The organism is Maritimibacter alkaliphilus HTCC2654 (assembly GCF_000152805.1).
Taxonomy (GTDB): Bacteria; Pseudomonadota; Alphaproteobacteria; order Rhodobacterales; family Rhodobacteraceae; genus Maritimibacter; species Maritimibacter alkaliphilus.
Genome location: NZ_CH902578.1, coordinates 556,590 through 578,218, shown reverse-complemented (window position 1 = coordinate 578,218; position 21,629 = coordinate 556,590). Strand labels below are relative to the sequence as shown.

Genomic DNA, 21,629 nt, shown 5'->3' with positions numbered 1-21,629 from the left:
GATGACCGAACCGACTGAGCACGAGCCGCCTTCGCGTCCCACGGACGCGTCGTCCCGTGCCGCGCGGTGGCGACCGCGTCGGCTGCATTTTCACCTCGGTATCTGGTCCGTCCTCGCCATCGCCGCCGTGGGGCTGTTTCTGACATTGGCCTCGATGTCGCTGACCGGCCGGGCCATTGCCTTGCCCGACTGGGTCGCCGAACGGGTCGAGACCGAACTCAATACGGCGATGCCCGAAGGGTCGATCACACTCCGCCGCATCGAATTGGGGGTCACGCCCAAGGGCCGGCCTAGGCTGCGTCTGGTCGATGTGGGGCTCAGGGACGCCTCCGGCCTCGACATCGCGCAATTGAACTCGATCGAAGGCGGCGTGCGCCTTGCACCGCTGTTTCAGGGTGAATTCGTGCCGCGCACCGTGATCCTGTCGGGGGCGCAGGTGACGTTTCGGCGGCTGGCGGACGGCAGCTTCGCGCTGCAATTCGGGCAGGGCGACACCGCCACCGGGAACCTCGCCGACGTGCTCGACGAATTCGACGCCGTGTTCGACGGCGGTATCCTTGCCGAAGCGGTTCATGTCGAGGCGCTCGGCCTGACCATCACGCTGGAAGACGCCCGGACGGGCCGCATCTGGCAGGTGACCGACGGACGGCTGGTGGTGGGGCAGACCGACAAGATCGTCGAAACCGAAGTGAGCTTCGACGTCTTCAACCAGACCGACGAACTGGCCGAGGTCGAACTGGGCCTGCGCACCGCCAAGGCCGATAGCGCCGCCACCCTGTCGATCAGCTTCCGCAACGCCGCCGCGCGCGACATCGGCGCGCAATCGGCGGCGCTGTCGTTTCTGAACCTGATCGACGCCCCCATCGACGGGGCCCTGCGCACGACCATCGCGGGCGACGGCACGATCTCGGACCTCGCAGGCGCGATGGAGATCAAGGAAGGCGCGATCAAACCAAACCCGACCTCGCATCCTGTGGGCTTCGGCGGCGCCAAGGGGTATCTGGACTACGACCCGGAACAACAGGCGCTGCAACTGTCCGGTCTTACCTTCACCTCGGATCTGGGCGAGATCGAGCTGGACGGCAAGCTCATGCTCGCCGACTTCCAGAACGACTGGCCGCAATCGGTGATCGGGCAGATCCGCGTGAACCGGGCCTCGTTCACCACGCCGGAGGTCTTCGACGCCCCGGTGACCATCGACCGGGGGTTTGCCGATTTCCGGGTCAAGCTTTCGCCCTTCTCGGTGGATATCGGGCAGGTCGTCCTGTTTCGCGGATCGACGCGCTTCAACCTCGACGGACGGATCACGGCGGCGGGCGACGAATGGGCGATGGCACTGAACGCGCATATCCCGTCCATCGACGTGCCGAACCTGAAACAGGTCTGGCCCAAGACGGTGGCCCCCAAGCCGCGCGACTGGATGTTCCGCAACGTCGAGGCGGGCGCGCTGCGCGACGTTCACATGGCGCTGCGCGGCCCCTCGCTGAAATCGGCGGTTCTGATGATGGGGGCCGAAGCCACGGGCGCCCAAGTCCGCGTGATGAAGCAGATGCCGGTCGTTCACGATTCATCGGGCCATATGTCGCTGGCGAACCAACGCTTCGTCGTCGGGGTGGATCAGGGCACCATGACGGCGCCCAACGGGATGGACATGGACGTCTCGGGCAGCAGCTTCACCGTGCCGGATGTGACGGTCAAGCAAGGCCCCGCGCAGGCCGACGTGAAGATCGAGGGGCCGGTGCAGGGCGCCTTCGCGCTGCTGGAGCTGCCGCCGTTCGAGGTCTTCAAGAACAACGATTTCGGGCCGGACGTCGCCACCGGCAGGGTATCGGCCCACGGCACGGTTAATTTCCTCCAAAAACCCGTGATCCCGATCGAGGATATTCAGTTCGACGTGGCCGGGTCGGTGTTCGACGTGCGCACGGACCAGATCATCAAGGGCAGCACCCTGACCGCGGAGCGGCTCGATTTCACCGCGCGGCCCGAGGCGATCGAGGTCACGGGGCCGGGCAAGATCGGCGATGTCGACGTGCGCGCGACATGGGTGCAGCCCATCGCGCCCGAGACCGCAGGGCAGGGGTCCACGGTCGAAGGCACGATCACGGTCGGTCAGGCGCTGGTCGAGGAATTCAACCTCGGCCTCTCCTCCGCCATCCTCGACGGTGCCGCGCCCGCGCAGTTCACGGCCCGTATCGTGCCCAATCAGCCGATCACGCTGACGGCCAGTTCGACCCTCGTCGGGGCACGTCTGGCCATTCCCGGCACCGGGTGGAGCAAGGCCGCAGGCACCTCCGGCCAGCTCGACCTGACCGCCACCCTCGGCCCGACGCCGACGGTCGAAACCCTGTCGCTCACCGCGCCCGGCCTGTCCGCATCCGGCACGATCACGACCAAGTCGGGGGGCCTCGACCGCGCCAGTTTCTCGCGCGTGCGGCTTGGCGGCTGGCTCGACGCCCCCGTCACGCTCACCGGGCGGGGGAACGCGCCCATCGCCATAGCCGTGCGGGGCGGGCGTGCCGACCTGCGCAACGCCGGGCTTTCGTCCGGCGGGTCGTCCGGAGGCGCGCGCGGCCCCGCGTCGCCGCTCGATCTGACGCTGGATGAACTGGTGATCGCCGAGGGCATCGTCTTGCAAGGTTTCCGGGGGAACTTCGATCTGTCCGGCGGTCTGCGCGGCACGTTCACGTCACAGGTAAGCGGCGGCGCGCAACTCACCGGCACCGTGGCCCAGACCGAGAACGGTGCGGCCTACCGGATCAACGCGGCACAGGGCGGCGAGATCCTGCGCGGTCTCAACCTCTTCACCAAAGCCAGCGGTGGCGCGCTCGAGGTCGTGCTCGCCCCGACCGGCCAGAAGGGCACCTTCGAAGGCTCCGTCACCCTCACCGACACGCGCCTCGTGGAAGCGCCCGCGATGGCCGAGCTTCTGTCCGCGATCTCGGTCGTCGGTCTGCTCGACCAATTGGACGGCCCCGGCATCGGCTTTTCCGAAGTGAAGGGGCGCTTCAACCTCTCGCCCGAACGCCTGACGCTCTATTCGTCCTCCGCCGTCTCCGCCTCGCTCGGCCTGTCGATGGACGGGTATTACAACTTGGGGTCCAACACGCTCGACATGCAGGGCACGCTGTCGCCCTTCTACCTCATCAACTCGCTGGGCCGCGCGGTGAGCGCGCGCGACGGCGAGGGCCTTGTCGGGTTCAACTTCACGCTGACCGGCCCCGCGAAAAAGCCGAACGTGGGGATCAATCCGCTTTCGATCCTGACGCCGGGTGTGCTACGCGAGGTTTTCCGCAGGCAAGCGCCGCAGCAACCCACACCGTGAGGCCGACATGACGACCGATGCCATTGGCACCCGGCTTTCAGATTACGATTTCGACCTGCCCGAGGATCTGATCGCGACCCGGCCGGCCCGGCCCCGGTCCTCGGCCCGTCTGCTGGTCGCCGAGCGCGCCCGGATCACCGACGGGGTGGTGACCGATTTGGTCGATTGGCTTCGCCCCGGCGACCGGCTCGTGCTGAACGACACGCGGGTGATCCCGGCCCGGCTCGAAGGCACGCGGACGCGGGGCGAGGCGCAGGCGCGGATCGAAGTGACGCTACTTGCCCCGGATGCGCAACCCGGCGCGTGGTCGGCGCTGGTCAAGCCGTTGCGCAAGGTGAAGGATGGCGAAACCATCGACTTCGCTGCGGGCCTGAGCGCCACCGTGCTGTCACGTTCCGAAGGGCAGGCGGTGCTGACCTTCAACCTGACGGGCGCGGCATTCGATGCGGCACTGGCCGAGGCCGGGCGGATGCCGCTCCCGCCCTATATCGAGGCCAAACGCCGCGCGGATGCGCAGGACCGCGAGGACTATCAGACCGTCTGGGCGCGCCAGACCGGCGCGGTCGCGGCCCCCACCGCTTCGCTCCATTTCGACGATGCGCTGCTTGCGGCGCTGGACGCGCGAGGTGTGGCCCGCACCCATGTCACGCTTCATGTCGGCGCGGGCACGTTCCTGCCGGTCAAGGTGGACGACGTGTCCGACCACAAGATGCACGCGGAATGGGGCGAAGTGACCGAAGCCGCCGCCGCCGAAATCAACGCGACCCGCGCTGCCGGAGGCCGGATCATTCCGGTCGGCACCACGGCGCTCCGGCTGATCGAAAGTGCGGCGGCGGCTCCGGGCCGGATCGAGCCGTGGCGCGGCCCGACGGATATCTTCATCCGGCCCGGCTATGCCTTCAAGATCACCGACGGGCTGATGACCAATTTCCACTTGCCGAAATCGACGCTGATGATGCTGGTCTCGGCGCTCATGGGCATGGAGCGGATGCGCGAGGTCTATGCCCACGCCATCGAGAACCGTTACCGCTTTTTCAGCTACGGCGACGCCTCATTGCTTCTGCCCAACGGCTAGGTCTTTCCGGTTTCGACATAGCGCGTGGGTGCGCGAGGGGCAGCGCCCCCCGCCAGCGCCGCGCAGTCACTCTTCGTACCACCAAAGCTCCGGCTGGAAGCCCAGCCAGTCGCCATACATCGGCAGCGTCTCGGGGTAGTGCAGTTCTTTCACATGGGCCACGCGGGACACGTCGGAATACCAGATCGGGATCACGTAGCGCCCCGCCGTGAGCACCCGGTCCAGCGCCTTGGTCGCGGCTTGAAAATCCTCCTGACTGTCCGCCGTCAGCATTTCCTCGATCAACCCGTCCACGGCATCGGATTCGACACCCATCCAGTTGCGCGACCCGTTCTCGCCCACCATGGCCGAGCCCCAGTACAGGCGTTGCTCGTTCCCCGGCGACAGCGACAGCGACCGCCAGTAGGGGGCCATGTCGAAATCGTAGCTGTTGGTGCGCTCGGTATATTGCGCCGAGTCCATCGCCGAGATCGTCGGCGTGATCCCGATCCGGGCCAGCGACGCGGCGTAGATGTCGATCACCTGCCGGTCCTGCGTCGCGCCTTGATTGAGCACGATTTCAAAGGTGAACTCCTCGCCCGCTTCGTTCTTCATCACGCCGTCCTGCACCGTCCATCCGGCCTCGGCCATCAGGTCCAGCGCACGGGCGACCCCGGCGCGGTTGCGCTCGGACCCGTCCGAGGCGGGCAGGGCGTATCCCTCGAGCGCGCCCGGCGGCAGGTCGTCATAGGCGCTCAGGTATTCGGCCACGCGGCCCGTTGCCGGGGCGCCCACTTCCATCCCCAGAACCGAGTTATGGAAATAGGACTGGATGCGCGGCTCGCGACCGCCGTTCAGGGTCTGGTTGATGAATTCGAAGTTGAAGACCTGGATCATCGCCTCGCGCACCCGCCAGTCCTGAAATTGGGGGCTGCGGGTGTTCATGACATAGCCCTGAATGCCGGTCGGGCGCTTGTGCGGAATCTCCGACAGCACCACGTCGCCCGATTGCACCGCCGGGAAGTCGTATTGCGTCGCCCATTTCTCGGCATTGGTTTCGCGGTAGGTGTTCGCTTCGCCCGCCTTGAACGCCTCGAACACCACGTCGCCGTCGCCGTAGAATTCATACCGGATCGTGTCGAAGTTCATCTGACCCTGCATGAACGGCACATCCTTGCCCCAATAATCGGGATTGCGTTCGAGGTTCAGATATCGCCCCGGTTCGAAATCCCCGATCACATAGGGCGACGACCCGATCGGGATGACGTCGATGCCCGACGCCTGAAAGTCATGCCCTTCCCACTGGGCCTTCTTCAGGATGGGCCGCAACCCCATGATGAGCGGTAGTTCGAAATCGACCGTGTTGAAGGTGAACCGGACCGAGCGCGGGCCGGTCTGTTCCATCTTTTCGATCTTGCCCCATGCGCCGAGATAGCGCGGGTGCCCCTCGGTCCCGAGGATTTCGTAAGACCACATCACATCCTCGACCGTCACCGGCGAGCCGTCCGAGAACGCGGCCTCTTCGCGCAGCGTGAATTCGACCCATTCGCGGTTCGGCCCGGTTTCTACCGTCTCGGCCAGAAGGCCGTAAAGCGTGAACGGCTCGTCATAGGACCGGCCCAGCAGGCTTTCGAAGATCATGTAGCGCAACTGCCAGGGCGGATTGCCCTTGGTGATGACCGGATGCAGGGAATCGAACGACCCCGATTCGGCAAAGACGATCTCGCCCCCCTTGGGCGCATCCGGGTTGGCTTGCGGCAAGTGCTTGAAATCCGCGGGAAGGGCCGGTTCCCCATACATGGCGATGCCGTGCTTGGGTTCGGCATGTACCATTTGGGCCATCCCGCCAATTGTGCCTGCAAGAGCGATCCCCAACATATGTTGGGCGAATCGGCGATGAACTGCGAATGTCATTGGAAACGGTCCCCCGTACTGCGCCTGTTTGTGGCGAGCCTAGTGGGCGTTCCTTGGCTTTTCAAACTTTTAGCTTGGACTTTGAAGTTGCTGCCTCTATATTGAGGGCACTGCTCGATAGGTTTCTTGCCTGTATGAAACCTGCCTCAATGACTGAACGCCGGCCCTAGTGCCGGCGTTTTTTTTGGTGTCCGGTCGGGGGCGCGGCAATCCGCCGAGCGGGTCTATCTTTCGGACAGGCTATGGGGACGGGTGGCTTCATGAAGCCTTCGTCGCCAAGCCCGCCCGTCAAAGAACGCCCGCGATCAACTTCGCCGCAATCGCCAGCATCGTCAGCCCGATCACAAGGTCGAGCACTTGCCACGCCCGCGCCGAGCGCATGATGGGCGCGAGGAACCGGGCGCCGTAGCCAAGGCCGAAGAAGAAAACGAAACTCGCGATGACGGCCCCGGCGCCGAAGGTGATGCGGGTGGGCCAGTCGGGGTATTGCGTGGACACGGCACCGATCAGGCCGAGTGTGTCGAGGTAGACATGCGGATTGGCCCAGGTGAACGCCGCCGCGATCGCCAGTGTCTTCCACAGCGAATGGTCCGCGCCGCCGATCTCCATCGCATCGCCGCCGCGCCATGCCGCGATGAGCCGGGTGAGGCCGTAGACGATCAGGAACGCAGCACCCCCGAGGCTCATAACAAGCGGCAGCCAGGGTGCCGCCGCGACCATCGCCCCGAAGCCCGCGACGCCTGCGGTGATGAGGAGCGCGTCGGACGCCGCGCAGAACAGGCACAGCCAGAACACATGGCTGCGCAAAAGCCCTTGGCGCAGGACGAAGGCGTTCTGCGCGCCGATTGCGAGGATCAGGGAAAAGCCGGTCGCGAACCCGGTCAGCGCCGCCGTCATTCCGCCGGTTTGGGCAGCGGCGTGCCGCCTTTGTTTTCCACCGTGTCTTTCTTGTTCGGATAGACGAGGCCCGCCGAAATGACGAGTTTCGCCGCATCCTCGACCGTCATGTCGAGTTCGATCACCGAATGGCGCGGCACGAAGAGAAGGAAGCCCGAGGTCGGGTTCGGCGTGGTCGGCAGAAACACCGATATGATCTCTTCATCCACCGGAATGCGCTTGGCGATCTCACCCTTCGCGTTCGTCGAAATGAACGCGATGGCCCACAGCCCCTTACGGGGATATTCGACCAGACAGGCCTTGTCGAACTTGGTGTCGGTCTGCGCGAACACCGTCTCGGCGATCTGCTTGATCCCGTTGTAGAGCGAGCGGACGATGGGCATCCGATCGACGAGGTTTTCGCCCCATGCGATGAACTGACGTCCGAGAATCCCCTTGGCGATCCAGCCCACGAAAATCGTGAACAGCAGGAAGATGACGACGCCGAGGCCCCGGATGTTCACCGTCACGTTCTCGCCGAAGACGGCGATGAACCACTCCTTGTCGCCAAGGTAGCGTTGGATCAGCATGTCCGGGTGGTAGCTTTTCGGCACGAAGGGCAGAACCCAGCCGTCGATCCAGCCGATGAAGGTCCAGATCAGCCAGATGGTCAGCGCGATGGGCGCGACGACGACCAGCCCCGTGAGAAAATTGTTCCTGAACCCTGCGAAGAAGCGACGGCGTCTGCGCGGATGGTCGGGCGGGGTGGGCTTGGCGTTCATAATGGTCCGGGGTTCGGGCGTTACACGCTATCTAGGCGCTGCGGCGCGGCACGGCAATGGTGAGGTTCCGCCGTGGTATCACTTTCCTGCAAGCGCCCGCGCAATCCCCGCCCCAAGGCGCGCATTGTTCAGAACGAGGGCGATATTGGCGGTGAGCGAAGCGCCGTCGGTCGCCCGGAAGATATGGTCGAGCAGGAACGGCGTGACCGCTTTGCCCTTGATCCCCTGCGCCTCGGCTTCGTCCAGCGCGGCCTCGATGATCGGGCCGATCACCTCTTGTGCGATCTCGTATTCCTGCGGGATCGGGTTGGCGACGAGTTGCCCGCCTGACAGGCCCATCGCTGTGCGCGTCTCGGCGGCCCGTGCGATGTCTTCGGCGCTGTCCATCCTGAGCGGTGCGCCAAGGCCGGACGCACGCGACCAGAACGCCGGGAAGTCGTCCTGACCATAGGCGATGACGGGCACCCCGTTGGTTTCCAGCACTTCCAGAGTTTTCGGCAGATCCAGAATGGCCTTGGCCCCGGCTGCCACCACGGTCACGGGCGTCGTGGCCAGTTCGATCAGGTCGGCGGAGATGTCGAACGAGGTTTCGGCGCCCCGATGCACACCGCCGATCCCGCCGGTCGCGAAGACCCGGATGCCCGCCAGGTGCGCGGCGATCATCGTCGCGGCCACGGTCGTGGCCCCCGTGCCGCCTGTGGCGATACAGGCCGCGATATCGGCTCGTGACAGCTTGGCCACGTCCTTGGCCTGACCCAGCGTCTCGAGCTCGTCGTCCGTCAGGCCCACGTGCAGGCGGCCCGACAAGACCGCGATGGTCGCGGGCACGGCCCCCTCGGCGCGGATCGTCGCCTCGACCTCGCGCGCGGTTTCCACGTTCTGCGGCCACGGCATCCCGTGGGTGATGATGGTGCTTTCCAGCGCCACGAGGGGGGCGCCGGATGCGCGCGCGTCGGCCACTTCGGGCGAGTAGTGAATGTCGATCATGCGGGGTCCTCTCCCGATACATAAGTGGCGGCGGCGTTCAGCGCCGTGCGCAGCGCGACCGCACCGCTTTCGCCGCGCCTTTCCGCCGCGATATGGGCTGCCATGAAGGTGTCGCCTGCGCCGGTCACGCGTTTTTGCGGAACCCGTGGCGGGGTATCGCTGATCGTGCCGGCATATTCGCCAAGCGCCGCCGACCGTGCGCCATCCGTCACCAGTGCGCGCGTCGCCCCGGCGGCGACCAGCGCATCGGCGGCGTGGAAGGCCGCGTCGAAGGTCCGGCCAAGGATCAACCCGGCCTCTTCGAGATTGACGTAAAGCGTCGCGCCGGGATGGGCGAGCAGCGGGGTCAGCCGCGTCGCCTTGCCGGGGCTGGCCGGGGCGATCCTGAGATCGGCTTTGCGCAGGGCAGGGTGCTCGGCCACGTCGATAAGCAGCGCCTCGGTCAGGTTCCCGTCCAGCGCCACCGGGCCGCTGTAGGGGGCCTCGGCGCTCCCCAACCGGCCGTCGAACAGGGGCGCGAGGATACGGTCGCCCGCCGCCTCCAGCGAATGCGCGTCGCACATCGCCGCGACCAGCCCGCCGTTATCCTCGATGGCGATGTAGCTGTCGGTCGGCAGCCGCGCATCGCGCAGCAGAAAGGCGGTAATCAGCCCCATGTCGTCGCAGGCGGTGACGAGTTCGTCGCCCTCGGGGTCCGAGCCGACGATGGACAACAGGGCAGGGGTCAGCCCGAACCGTTTCAGCGTCATCGCGATGTTCAGCGCCACGCCGCCCGGCAGGCGCGTGATCCGTCCCGGCACGTCATTGCCCTGCCGCATCGACGCGTCGGTGCGCCCGATCACGTCCCACAGCACGCTGCCGATGCAAAGAATGTCGCTGGTCCCGTTCATCACCCGCTTTTGGCAACCCGCCGGGAAAACCGCAAGCCGGGTTCGGGCCGATCAGGCGCGCAAAGGATACCGATCCGCTTCCTCGAACACGTCGATAGCGGTTGTCCCGGCCTTGATACGCGCACTATGCGGCACGCCTGTCGGCAGGTTCCATGTGTCGCCGGGACCGCAGGTCTGCACCTCGCCGTCGATGGTCATTTCGATCTCGCCCGAGACGAGCGTGCCCCATTGCCACTTGTGGCTGTGCTCCGGGATCTCGAAATCCTGATGAAAGGTGAAAAAGACGACGAGGCCCGCGTCGGATTGGATCGCGCGCGCCGAAACCACATCCTCGGGAAACGGGATGTCGAGGGCGGGGAACGCCTGTATGAAGTCGGGAAATGCCATTGATCCTCCTGTCCCGCCCGCCTGATTGCGGGCCCTTTGATCCGACCCTACGCCAATTTCAGCGAAAACAAGCTGAAAAACCGCGAAACCCCTTGCCAACAGGGCCAAAGCCCCGTAATGGCCGCCCTACTTCACAGGCGGGGTCGGGCCTGACGGGGAGAAATCCCGTGCAGGTCCACCGGTTGGTGAGGACGAAGCTTTCGTCCAAACCTAGAAGCCCCGCCGAGGCGCAAACCGGAAAAGGAACTTGGACATGGCGCTCCCTGAATTCACTCTGCGTCAGCTTTTGGAAGCTGGCGTTCACTTCGGCCACCAGACTCAGCGTTGGAACCCCCGCATGGGCGAGTTCATCTACGGTGAGCGGAACGGCATCCACATTTTCGACCTGACCCAGACCGTCCCGATGCTGGACGCCGCCCTGAACGTGATCCGTGAAACGGTCGCGAAGAACGGCCGCATCCTGTTCGTCGGCACCAAGCGTCAGGCGTCGAAGCCGATCGCCGAAGCCGCCGAGAAATCGGCCCAGTACTACATGAACCACCGCTGGCTCGGTGGCACGCTGACCAACTGGCAGACCGTGTCGCAGTCGATCAACCGCCTCAAGGCCTATGACGAGCAGCTCGCCGCCGGTGCCGAAGGCCTGACGAAGAAAGAGCGTCTGGGCATGGAACGCGATCAGGAGAAGCTGACGCTCTCGCTCGGCGGTATCCGCGAAATGGGCGGCCGTCCCGACCTCCTGTTCGTCATCGACGTGAACAAGGAAGACCTCGCCATCAAGGAAGCCAACAAGCTGGGCATCCCGGTCGTGGCCGTGGTCGACTCCAACTGCTCGCCCGATGGCGTTGACTACATCATCCCCGGCAACGACGACGCCGCCCGCGCCATCGCGCTGTACTGCGATCTGGCCGCCCGCGCCGCGCTTGACGGCATGTCCGGTCAGCTCGAAGCCGCCGGCATCGACGTCGGTGCGCTGGAAGGAGGCATGGTCGAGGAAGCTGTCGCCGAAGAGCAGGCCGAAGCCTGATCTTCGTCACAGTCCTGTAACCGAGGGCGGGCACACCGCCCTCGGACCCGTTTCTAACGGACCCCGTACATTACGAAGGAGAGCCAAGATGGCGATCACCGCTGCACAAGTGAAAGAACTCCGCGAGAAATCCGGCGCGGGCATGATGGATGCCAAGAAGGCGCTGACCGAGACCGATGGCGACATGGACGCCGCGATGGACTGGCTGCGCACCAAGGGTCTTGCCACCGCCGCCAAGAAATCGGGCCGCACCGCTGCCGAGGGCCTCGTCGCCGTCGCCGTGTCGGGCGACACCGGCATCGCGGTCGAAGTGAACGCGGAAACCGACTTCGTCGGCAAGAACGCCGAATTCCAGGGCATGGTCACCAAGATCGCCGCCGCCGCGCTGAACGTGGCCGACGTGGACGCGCTGAAAGAGGCCGACATCGACGGCAAGCCGGTTTCGACCATGATTACCGACGCTATCGCGAAGATCGGCGAGAACATGGGCGTGCGCCGCATGGAGAAGATCTCCGGCGAGACGGTCGTGACCTACGTGCACAACGCCGTCGCTGACGGCCTCGGCAAGATCGGTGTCCTCGTCGCGATGACCGGCGGTGACGAAGCCTTCGGCAAGCAGGTCGCGATGCACGTCGCCGCCGCGAACCCGGCTTCGCTCGATCAAGCCTCGCTCGATCCGGCCATCGTCGAGAAAGAGCGTCAGATCCAGATCGAGATCGCCCGCGAATCCGGCAAGCCGGAGCAGGTGATCGAGAAGATGATCGAAGGCCGCATGAAGAAGTTCCTCTCGGAAGTCACGCTTCTGGGCCAGAACTTCGTGATCAACCCGGACCTGACGGTCGAGCAGGCCGCGAAAGAAGCGGGCGCGACGATCACCGGCTTCATCCGCATGGAAGTCGGCGAAGGCATCGAGAAGGTCGAAGAAGACTTCGCCGCCGAAGTGGCCAAGGCCGCCGGCGCCTGATCCGGATAGGATCGGGTCGGGCAGGGTGCCCGGTCCCACATGACAGAACCCGGTGCGCCGACGCGTGCCGGGTTTTTCTTTGGCCGACAGCGGCCTGGCGATTGAAACTGAGATGAAGCAGAGATCGGCAGGGGGTGAGACGGGAATGGAGCGATCCCGAAATCGCGAGTGCCCCATCCCCAGTTCCAAAGGCATCAATTGCCACCACTCACGGAACAGAGACACAATCTCGCATTTCTTCGCGAGATACCAGTAAGGTTTTCCTTACTTTCTGCTGGTTTTCCTTACCCTTTTGGACGTGTTTGACAACCGTCAGTAGTCCTCGTCCGCGCGGCGCAACCGGCGGCTGACATAGGACGATCCGTCATCCACATCGTCGTTCAACTGTACCGCGCCACCTTGCGAGCTGCGCACGTGGATCTGGTTCAGGAAGGTAATCTTGGCAATGGCTTGCGCGGTGGTGTCCACGCCCAGCTTTTCGCGCGCGAGGCGCAGGTGCTTTTCGATGGTCGGAACCGAGACGTCCATGATCGTCGCGACATCCTGGTTCGATTTGCCTTCCGAAACCCATTCCAGCACTTCCAACTGGCGCTTCGACAGCTTGGGGCGGTTGGTCTCGATCGGCAGCGAGGCGATCTTCAGGTGAACGATGTTGCATAACACATCGATTTCCTTGCCGTTTTCCGCCCAGATCTCGTCCAGATCCTGCTGGGTCAGCCCATGCGCGCCGGTCAGCGCGAACAGCGCATGAGACCGATCCGACGCGGTCGGAACTGCCACTGTATATCCCGCGGTCACGTTCATCGCGCGGTTGAAGGCGATCACCTCCAGCTCTTTCTCGGTCAGATCCTCAGGCCGCGTCCAAAGCGCACCCCAGGAGCAGTATCCGCTTTCATTCTCACGCGCCCAACGGGTGAGGGGCGCGTGCAGGAACATGCGTTCCTCGATGAACTGCCGAAAATAGGTTGGATTGTGGTTGGTCAGAAACAGCGCGTCGATCAGCTCGCCAACCGAGTTGGGCGTCGCGAAGCGCGTATATCCGTAAATCAGCCTGTCGAACCCGAATGTCGCCATCCTGTCGCAGTGCAATTGCCAGACTTGTTGGAGCGTTCTTGCTCGCACGATGTGTTCGAGCACATCAAGCATCAGTACCTCATCCCGTCGCTTGCACTCCGTCGTCCCACTTTCGTGAACGCCCCTTGACGGCAGAGTGTCATTTGAGCCCGAAGAAAGCCACCATTCGTATGGGTTGTCGAGTGTATATGCACACAAAATGCGAATTTTTTGCTATTTGCGAGTGTGGTAGTGCGACAGGAGGTCTTGGTAAGGTATTGGAAAGTTTCGTTTAATCCGGCGTGCGGTTATTTTACATAATACTGATTATACGCATAAACCACATTAGCCGCCCGAAACTATGCATTTAGGAAACCTGCGCTCCCCTCGAAGCAATAAACGCAAACGCGCCCTAGCCAAGCGCGTATCCCGTGCCCCGAACCGTGCGCAACGGATCGTCCCCCCCGGTCTTGCACAGCGCCTTGCGCAGCCGCCCGACATGCACATCGACGGTCCGCGTATCGACATAGACGTCACGGCCCCAGACCCGGTCCAGAAGTTGTTCACGGCTCCAGACGCGGCCCGGTTTTTCCATGAAGGTCGTCAGAAGCCGGAATTCGGTCGGACCCAATTTGATCGGATCGCCGCCGCGCGTAACGCGATGGGTCTCGCCGTCGAGGATGATGTCCTCATAGGCAAGCTGCTGCCCGACACTCGCGGGGCGCGTGCGGCGCAATTGCGTGCGGATGCGCGCCATAAGTTCCTGCACCGAGAACGGTTTGACCATGTAATCGTCGGCGCCGGTTTCCAGCCCCCTCACCCGGTCCATCTCGTCCGACCGGGCCGACAGCATGATGACGGGAATATCCGTCGTCTCGCGTCGCGATTTCACACGGCGGCAGATCTCGATCCCCGAAACCCCCGGCAGCATCCAGTCCAGCAGGATCAGGTCCGGCCCGATTTCCTCGACTAGCACCATCGCGTCGTCGCCGTTCTCGGCGATCGACACGTCATAGCCTTCGGATGCGAGGTTGTAGCGCAGGATTTCCCGTTGCGCCGGTTCATCCTCGACCAACAGCACGAGCGGCTTGTCGGTGCTCATTCGTCCGCCTCTTCGAACCCCTCGACCTTGTAGATGGACTGGTTGTCCTTGGGTCGCTGGTCATCCGGGAACTGGCCCGTGGACAGATAGATCACCTGATCCGCGATCGAGGTCACGTGGTCGCCCATCCGTTCGATGTTCTTGGCGATGAAATGCAGGTGCATACAGGCGGTGATGTTGCGCGGATCTTCCATCATGAACGTCAGGAATTCGCGGAACAGCGCGTTATACATCTGGTCGACTTCCAGATCGCGGTGCCGCACATCCTCGCCCACCGTCGCATCCCGGCGGATATAGCTGTCGAGCGCATCGGACAGCATCGCTTCGACCTCTTTGGACATGCGTCGAATCGCGCTCGAGGCCCCTTCGATGGGCTGCATGTGCGACAGAACCTCGGTCCGTTTCGCGATGTTCTTGGCATAGTCGCCGATGCGTTCGAGGTTGCCGGCGATCTTCATCACCGTCAGCACGGTGCGCAGGTCGGTCGCGGCCGGCTGCCGGATCGCCAGAAGCTGCGCGCACTGGGTGTTGATGAGGTCTTCAAGCTCGTCGATCTTGCGGTCGCCCTGACGCACCTTCTCGGCACGCTCCGTGTCGCGAGTCTTGAGCGATTTGGCGGCTTCGCGGATCGCTTCTTCGACCAGCCCGCCCATTTTCATGACCAGCGCCTGAATGGCTTCGAGATCGCGGTCGAAGGCTTTTGCGATATGGGGATCGTTCATGTCTCTGCCCTCCTCAGCCGATACGGCCGGTGATGTAGCTTTCCGTCCGCGTGTCGCGCGGATTGGTGAAGATGGTGGTCGTGTCGTCGTATTCGACGAGGTTGCCCAGATGGAAGAACGCAGTCTTCTGGCTGACGCGCGCGGCCTGCTGCATCGAGTGCGTGACGATCACGACCGAATAGCTGGCCTTGAGCTCGTCGATCAGTTCCTCGACCTGCGCCGTGGCGATGGGGTCGAGCGCCGAACAGGGTTCATCCATCAGCAGAACTTCCGGCTCGGTCGCCACCGCCCGCGCGATGCACAGACGCTGCTGCTGACCGCCGGACAGGCCGGTGCCGGGCGCGTCGAGGCGATCCTTCACCTCGTCCCAGATCGCGCCGCGGCGTAGGGATTTTTCAACGATTTCATCGAGTTCCGCCTTGTTGCGGGCCAGCCCGTGAATGCGCGGGCCGTAGGCGATATTGTCGTAGATCGACTTGGGGAACGGGTTCGGCTTCTGAAACACCATCCCGACCTTGGCGCGCAGTTGCACCGGGTCCACCTGCGGCGCGTTGATGTCTTCGCCGTCCAGCAGAATGTCGCCCTCGACCCGGCAGATCGGGATCGTGTCGTTCATCCGGTTCAGGGACCGCAGGAAGGTCGACTTGCCGCAGCCCGACGGGCCGATGAAGGCCGTTACGGTCTTGTCGAGGATGTCGACGTTCACGTCCTTGATGGCGTGGTTGTCGCCATAATAGACCTGCACGTCCCTTGCTGAGAACTTCACGTTCATCGCATCCACCCCGACTTTGTTTTCCACATTGTCTTTCATCATAAGTTCCCCCTGCCCGCGATTACCAGCGGCGCTCGAAACGACGGCGCAGGATCACCGCCAGGATGTTCATGGTCATGAGGAACACGAGCAGGATGATGATCCCGCCCCATGCCCGTTCGTAGTAAGCCGGATCGGCACGCTTGGCCCATTCGTAGATCTGCGCGGGCATGGCCGAGTTCGGGTCGAGGAACCCGCTCGCCACCCCGTCCGGGTAGTTCGACGCGATATAGCCGACCATCCCGATCAGAAGCAGCGGCGCGGTTTCCCCAAGCGCCTGTGCCAGCCCGATGATGGTGCCCGTGAGGATGCCGGGCATGGCCAGCGGCAGGACATGATGGAACACCGTCTGCATCTTGGACGCGCCGATGCCCAGAGCCGCCTCGCGGATCGATGGCGGCACGGCTTTCAGCGACGCGCGGGTCGAAATGATAATGGTCGGCAGCGTCATCAGCGTCAGGACCAGGCCGCCGACCAGCGGGGCCGACTGCGGCAGATGCATGAACTGGATGAAGACGGCCAGACCCAGAATACCGAAGACGATCGAAGGCACGGCGGCGAGGTTCGAGATGTTCACCTCGATGATGTCGGTAAAGCGGTTCTGGGTCGCGAACTCCTCCAGATAGATCGAGGCCGCGACTCCGATGGGCAGCGACAGGCCCAGCACCACGAACATCATGAAGAGCGAACCCAGCATCGACACCCCGATCCCCGCCTGCTCCGGCCGGCTTTCCGAGGCATCCGCCCCGGTGATGAAGTCGAAGTTGAAGCCCTTTGCGATGATGCCTGCGTCGCGCAGCGCATCCACCACGTCGAAATGGGCCGCATCGATGTTGTTGTCACGCGCCACGCTTTCGCGCGTCACTCGGCCCTTGAGGTAGCCGTCCACCCGGCTCGCCGCCAGAATCTCGAACGTATGGGTCGTGCCCACCAGTTCCGGGTTCGCCAGCACCTCGTCCCGCACGACGGCGGCGGCCGACGAGGACAGGATCGGCTTCAGCCCCTTGGCGTCCTCGAACGGGTTTTCGATGCCATTCGCGTCCAGCGCGTCGGCCAGCGCCTGTTCGATGAGCGGATTGTATCCGAAGGTCGACACCTTCTTCATCACCTCGATGTCGCGCACGCCGGACTTGTCGAGCGTCTCTTCCGGCAGCGCGATAGGCAGCGTCAGCTTGGTCTGCTGGAACGCCGGGATGCCGCGCACGACGATGGTGGACAGCAGCGCCACGAGGAACACGAGGCCCAGACCGATGGCGATCATGCCGTAGATCCTGAACCGTTTCTCGGCCGCGTTGCGCTTTTTCGTGCGCGCGTCGACGTCGTAGAGCGAGCCGGTGTTGGTCGCATCGGTCATTCGTACTGCTCCCGGTATTTGCGCACGATGTAGAGGGCGAGGACATTTAGGGCGAGGGTCACGACGAAGAGCGTCATGCCCAGTGAAAAGGCGACCAGCGCCTCGGGGCTGGCGAAGTCCGCGTCGCCGGTGAGCTGGCTCACGATTTTGGCGGTCACCGTCGTCATGGCGTCGAACGGGTTCAGCGACAGGCGGGCCGCGGCCCCTGCCCCGAGCACGACGATCATCGTCTCACCGATGGCGCGCGAGGCGGCCAGAAGGATCGCGCCGACGATGCCCGGAAGGGCGGCTGGCATGACGACTTGACGGATGGTTTCGGACTGTGTCGCGCCAAGCCCGTAGGAGCCGTCGCGCATCGCCTGCGGCACCGCGTTGATGATGTCGTCGGACAGCGAGGACACGAAGGGGATCAGCATGATTCCCATGACGAGCCCGGCGGTCATCACGGCGGTTCCGCCCTGCATCCAGCCGACGCCCAGAATGCCACCGTCCCCGAAAATGCCGACCAGAAGCGGACCGACGGTCAGCAGCGCGAACAGGCCGTAGACGATGGTGGGAATGCCCGCGAGCACCTCGAGCATCGGTTTGGCGATGCTGCGCACCTTTGAGCTTGCGTATTCCGACAGATAGATCGCGGCGAACAGGCCGATGGGCACGGCCACCGCCAGCGCGATGAGCGAAATATAAAGCGTGCCCCACAGAAGCGGCAGGATACCCAGTTGCGAGCCGCCACCGAACGAGGGCGACCATGTGGTGCCGAAAAAGAACTCGTCCGCCGGGTAAAGGCCGAAGAACTCGATTGTATTGAACAGAAGCGACAGCACGATGCCGAGCGTCGTCAGGATCGCGATAAGCGCGGCGGTGATGAGCAGGATCAGGATGCCGGTCTCGACCCGGTTGCGCGCCCGCAGCGTGCCTGAGGTGCCGAGATAGGCGTAAAGAAACCCGGCGACCGCGACGACGAGCACGACGACGGTGCGCACCCAATCCCCGGTGTTGGACGTGGCGCGATAGTCGAGCGCGGCAGCCAGAACCTCTTCGCTCACGTCCGAGCCGAGCGCGACGCCGACACCGCCCAGCGTGTCGCGGACCGTGGTCGCGTCCAGCCCTTCGATATCACCCGGCGCGAGCACGCCTTGGGCGATCGCGGTGTCGAGGCCCGAGGCCACGCGCTGCACGTCCGACATCACGAGGCTGAGTTCGCCCCGCGTCTCGTAAAGCGTATCGGGAATATCGCCGCGCACCTGCCCGGCGACGACGAGCGGCTGCACGATGACCCAGATGGCAAGCAGCAGGACGGCGGGGACGAAGGCGAGCATCGCCACGTTCATCCCGTAGAAATTCGGCAGACTGTGCAGCTTTCGCACGTCATCGACCGAACCGACCGCGCGCTGGCGGCCCATGACATAGCCTGCGACCGTGAGCGCAAGGACGATGGCGAGAAGGATCAGAGGGGACATCGGCGGGCCACCTTTAGGTTCGGGAAACGCACCGTACGTCTTTCCCGCGGTAAAGATCGGCGCGAGGTCACCCCCGCGCCGACCGATTTCGAAGGTCTGAAAACCTTAGTTCATGGTCTCTTCGTTCGCGATCATGGCCTGCGTGGCGGCAAGCTCGGGATCGGCGACGAGGCCGTAGTTCGACAGCGGGCCGTCGGGGCCGGCGATCTCGTCAGCGACAAAGAACTCGGCGTATTCCTTCAGGCCGGGGATGACGCCGATGTGGGCCTTCTTGATGTAGAAGTAGAGCGGGCGCGACACCGGGTAATCGCCAGCGGCAATGGTCTCGGTGGTCGGCTCGACGCCCGACATGGTCGCCACTTTCAGCTTGTCGGTGTTGTTCTCATAGAACGCGAGGCCGAAGACGCCGATGGCGTTGGTGTTGGCATCGATGCGGGCGAGCGTTTCGGTGTAGTCGCCGTCGATGTCGACCGACATGCCGTCGGTGCGCACCATCAGGCAGGCGTCTTCGGCGTCGTCTTCCGACATGCCGCCAGCGATCATGGCTTCCATCGCGCCGGTGGCTTCGCAGCCAGCCGCGATGACTTTCTCTTCGAACACTTCACGGGTGCCGTGCTTGGTGCCGGGGATGAAGGCGAGGATTTCGGCGTCCGGCAGATCGGCGTTGAAGTCCGACCACTTGGTGTGCGGGTTGTCGACCAGCTCGCCGTCGACCATGACCTTCGGCGCCAGCGCGTTGAAGATGTCGCTTTCGGTAAACGCGGTGAACTCGGGGCCGTTCAGCTGCGAGGCGAACACGATGCCGTCGTAGCCGATGCGCACTTCGATGATGTCCGTCACGCCGGCTTCGGCGCAGGCGGCGATTTCCTTTTCACGGATCGCGCGCGAGGCATTCGCGATGTCGATGGTGTTTTCACCGACGCCTTCGCAGAAGCGCTTGAGGCCAGCCGAGGAGCCGCCCGATTCCACGACCGGGGTCGGGAAGTCGAAGTTTTCGCCAAAGGCTTCGGCGACGATCGAGGCATAGGGCAGCACGGTGGACGAGCCAGCCACCTGGACCTGGTCACGCGCGACGGCAACGCCGGTGGTCATGGCAGCGATCGCCAGGGTCGAGGCGGTCAGTTTCGCAAAGGACATGAGTGTCTCCTGGTTTGGTTTGCAGCAGGCGACACGTTCCGCGTCGCACTGGGCGCCTCACTAGGGTGAGTCCGCTATGGTTTTGCGACAGTTTTGTAACAAGCGTGTAACACAGTCCAAATCAGATGTGGACAACTCGCGCGGGTTGTCTAGCGCGTCGGCAAGGCCACGCTGAACGTGCTCCCCTGCCCCGGCGTGCTTTCGATCCGCAGACGCCCGCGATGGCGGTTCACGATATGCTTGACGATGGCAAGGCCCAGCCCGGTGCCGCCCATCCCGCGGGAGCGGTGATCGTCGACCCGGTAGAATCGCTCGGTCAACCGGCCGAGGTGCCGCTCGTCGATGCCCTCGCCCTTATCCGTGACCGCGACGATCAGGCCCGGCCCGCGCAGACGGGGATCGTGCTGAACCTGAGACAGGGTGACCGTGACCTCGCCGCCGCTGCCACCGTATTTGATCGCGTTCTCGATCAGGTTCGTGAACACCTGCGTAAGCTGATCGGGGTCCGCCGGAGCCATGACGGGCGCGTCGCAACCGCGCACATGAAGCTGTACCAGCCGATCATCCGCCTGCCCCTGCAAGTTCAGCGCGGCGTTCAGCAGGAGTTCCGCCACATCCTGCTGCTCGGTCGGTCGCAACCCCTCGGTGTCCTCGACCTTGGCCAGCGACAACAGATCGTCCACCAGACGGTGCATCCGCCGCGTTTCGCTCTCCATGATCTTCAGGAAATGCTCGCGCGCGGCGGCATCGTCGCGCGCCGGGCCGCGCAGGGTCTCGACGAAGCCCGAAATGGCGGTCAGCGGCGTGCGCAGTTCGTGGCTGACGTTGGCCACGAATTCCGACCGCATCTCGCCCGCTTCTTCCAGCGCCGTCACATCGTCGAAGGCCAGAATCGTGCCCATTCCGGCGTCGAGCGGCGTGATCGATACGTCGTAAAGCCGCTCCCGCGCCTCGCCCGATGCGATATGGCGCGCCTGCGCGGGCACGCGGGTCTGCATGACGGTCTCGATCCGGTCGAGAAGGGCTGGCTGACGGAACACCGCCGCGTAGTGCCGACCCAGAACGGCACCGCCGAAAAGCCGCTCCGCAGCGGGATTGAGCGCCGCGAGTCTCTGGTCCGCACCGATGACGGCGCAGGGCATCGGAATCGCCCTGATGAAAGTATCCGCATCCATTTCGTTGCCGCTTTCGCCTTCGCCTATCCCTTTGAATGTGGCCGCGCGACCGCACCCGCTAAGTTACTGATCTATTCGGTTAAATGCCCAAAGGTTCACTTTGCAATCTATCAATACTTCTCTCATACTACAGTGGCGTGACTTGGACAGGGACTTACCCTGATAACTCCTAGGGGGTTTAGCCGAGCAATGAGTCAACCGGATAAAACCAAAAACATTGATTGGATCGACGCATCGACAGGCACAGGTGCCGAGGCGTTGCGCGTGCTCGCCGTCGGCTCATCGAACGCGGCCAACACGAACGACAAGGTCGGTGACCTTCCCGGAACGCGTTTCGTGGATTTCGCCGAACTGACGACCGAGTTGATGGAGTTGCATCGGCCCGACGTGGTGCTTTCGCCGCTCATGTCGAGCGGGTTCGATTGCGTGGAACTCGCCTATCGACTGGTGGACAGCGGATTCGGCGGGCGCTACCGCGCCTTTGCCGAGGACATTCCGCGCCCCGAGATGGTCAAACGTGAAATCCGGCGCAGTTTTCCCGGGCTGGATTTCGACGTTTTGGTGGTGGCCCGCACGCCGGAATCGCGTGCGGTCTGAACGCCGGGCGGCGCAGGG

General features: G+C 64.0%; 19 protein-coding genes. 5 read left to right on the top strand and 14 right to left on the bottom strand.

The window, feature by feature from the left end:
* Position 1: 1 nt before the first annotated feature.
* Positions 2–3,322, top strand: a complete 3,321-nt coding sequence (locus tag RB2654_RS03945) for a YhdP family protein (RefSeq protein WP_008328822.1) — start codon at positions 2–4, stop codon at positions 3,320–3,322.
* Positions 3,323–3,329: 7 nt separating this feature from the next.
* A complete protein-coding gene (gene queA, locus RB2654_RS03940) occupies positions 3,330–4,397 on the top strand; it encodes a tRNA preQ1(34) S-adenosylmethionine ribosyltransferase-isomerase QueA (protein ID WP_008328821.1) in 1,068 nt (355 codons plus the stop codon).
* A gap of 66 nt (positions 4,398–4,463) precedes the next feature.
* Here queA and RB2654_RS03935 read toward each other — a convergent pair whose 3' ends face one another.
* The 6 genes from RB2654_RS03935 to RB2654_RS03910 all read right to left on the bottom strand — a co-directional run bounded on the left by RB2654_RS03935 (position 4,464) and on the right by RB2654_RS03910 (position 10,212).
* The gene (locus tag RB2654_RS03935; RefSeq protein WP_008328820.1) at positions 4,464–6,209 is read right to left on the bottom strand and encodes an extracellular solute-binding protein; all 1,746 of its coding nucleotides are present in this window, start codon (positions 6,207–6,209) and stop codon (positions 4,464–4,466) included.
* Positions 6,210–6,578: 369 nt separating this feature from the next.
* Positions 6,579–7,187 carry a LysE/ArgO family amino acid transporter gene (locus RB2654_RS03930; protein ID WP_008328808.1) on the bottom strand — a complete coding sequence of 203 codons (609 nt, stop codon included), beginning with the start codon at positions 7,185–7,187 and terminating at the stop codon, positions 6,579–6,581.
* The gene (locus tag RB2654_RS03925) at positions 7,184–7,948 is read right to left on the bottom strand and encodes a DUF502 domain-containing protein (RefSeq protein ID WP_008328806.1); all 765 of its coding nucleotides are present in this window, start codon (positions 7,946–7,948) and stop codon (positions 7,184–7,186) included. The genes RB2654_RS03930 and RB2654_RS03925 overlap by 4 nt, the downstream gene beginning before the upstream one ends.
* A 78-nt stretch (positions 7,949–8,026) precedes the next feature.
* On the bottom strand, positions 8,027–8,935 hold the full coding sequence (locus tag RB2654_RS03920) for a pseudouridine-5'-phosphate glycosidase (protein WP_008328805.1): 909 nt from the start codon (positions 8,933–8,935) through the stop codon (positions 8,027–8,029).
* Positions 8,932–9,825 (bottom strand): PfkB family carbohydrate kinase, encoded by an 894-nt coding sequence (locus RB2654_RS03915; protein WP_008328804.1) that lies wholly within the window; start codon positions 9,823–9,825, stop codon positions 8,932–8,934. Before RB2654_RS03915 ends, RB2654_RS03920 begins: the two co-directional genes overlap by 4 nt.
* A 51-nt stretch (positions 9,826–9,876) precedes the next feature.
* Positions 9,877–10,212: a cupin domain-containing protein gene (locus RB2654_RS03910; protein ID WP_008328803.1), complete on the bottom strand. Its 336-nt coding sequence runs from the start codon at positions 10,210–10,212 to the stop codon at positions 9,877–9,879.
* Positions 10,213–10,465: 253 nt separating this feature from the next.
* On the opposite strand from RB2654_RS03910, the gene rpsB reads away from it, so the two are divergent.
* Both rpsB and tsf read left to right on the top strand, forming a co-directional pair.
* On the top strand, positions 10,466–11,236 hold the full coding sequence (rpsB, locus tag RB2654_RS03905; protein ID WP_040884365.1) for a 30S ribosomal protein S2: 771 nt from the start codon (positions 10,466–10,468) through the stop codon (positions 11,234–11,236).
* An 88-nt stretch (positions 11,237–11,324) separates the two neighbouring features.
* Positions 11,325–12,200 (top strand): translation elongation factor Ts, encoded by an 876-nt coding sequence (gene tsf, locus RB2654_RS03900; RefSeq protein ID WP_008328801.1) that lies wholly within the window; start codon positions 11,325–11,327, stop codon positions 12,198–12,200.
* 312 nt (positions 12,201–12,512) lie between these two features.
* On the opposite strand, the gene RB2654_RS03895 is transcribed toward tsf, so the two are convergent.
* The 8 genes from RB2654_RS03895 to RB2654_RS03860 form a co-directional block, all read right to left on the bottom strand.
* Positions 12,513–13,346, bottom strand: a complete 834-nt coding sequence (locus RB2654_RS03895; RefSeq protein ID WP_083783333.1) for a helix-turn-helix transcriptional regulator — start codon at positions 13,344–13,346, stop codon at positions 12,513–12,515.
* Between the two features lie 319 nt (positions 13,347–13,665).
* Positions 13,666–14,355 (bottom strand): phosphate regulon transcriptional regulator PhoB, encoded by a 690-nt coding sequence (gene phoB / locus RB2654_RS03890; protein WP_008328799.1) that lies wholly within the window; start codon positions 14,353–14,355, stop codon positions 13,666–13,668.
* Positions 14,352–15,077, bottom strand: a complete 726-nt coding sequence (gene phoU, locus RB2654_RS03885) for a phosphate signaling complex protein PhoU (protein ID WP_008328798.1) — start codon at positions 15,075–15,077, stop codon at positions 14,352–14,354. Before phoU ends, phoB begins: the two co-directional genes overlap by 4 nt.
* Positions 15,078–15,090: 13 nt before the next feature.
* Entirely contained in the window at positions 15,091–15,888 is a 798-nt protein-coding gene (pstB, locus tag RB2654_RS03880) for a phosphate ABC transporter ATP-binding protein PstB (protein WP_040885434.1), read from the bottom strand.
* Positions 15,889–15,910: 22 nt separating this feature from the next.
* Positions 15,911–17,242 (bottom strand): phosphate ABC transporter permease PstA, encoded by a 1,332-nt coding sequence (gene pstA, locus RB2654_RS03875; RefSeq protein WP_008328796.1) that lies wholly within the window; start codon positions 17,240–17,242, stop codon positions 15,911–15,913.
* Positions 17,239–18,702, bottom strand: a complete 1,464-nt coding sequence (pstC, locus tag RB2654_RS03870; RefSeq protein ID WP_008328795.1) for a phosphate ABC transporter permease subunit PstC — start codon at positions 18,700–18,702, stop codon at positions 17,239–17,241. The genes pstA and pstC overlap by 4 nt, the downstream gene beginning before the upstream one ends.
* A gap of 105 nt (positions 18,703–18,807) precedes the next feature.
* Positions 18,808–19,839: a substrate-binding domain-containing protein gene (locus RB2654_RS03865; protein WP_008328794.1), complete on the bottom strand. Its 1,032-nt coding sequence runs from the start codon at positions 19,837–19,839 to the stop codon at positions 18,808–18,810.
* 149 nt (positions 19,840–19,988) lie between these two features.
* The gene (locus RB2654_RS03860; protein WP_008328793.1) at positions 19,989–21,014 is read right to left on the bottom strand and encodes an ATP-binding protein; all 1,026 of its coding nucleotides are present in this window, start codon (positions 21,012–21,014) and stop codon (positions 19,989–19,991) included.
* A gap of 189 nt (positions 21,015–21,203) precedes the next feature.
* Here RB2654_RS03860 and RB2654_RS03855 point away from each other — a divergent pair, with 189 nt between their 5' ends.
* Positions 21,204–21,611, top strand: a complete 408-nt coding sequence (locus RB2654_RS03855) for a hypothetical protein (RefSeq protein ID WP_008328792.1) — start codon at positions 21,204–21,206, stop codon at positions 21,609–21,611.
* The last annotated feature ends 18 nt before the right edge of the window (positions 21,612–21,629 follow it).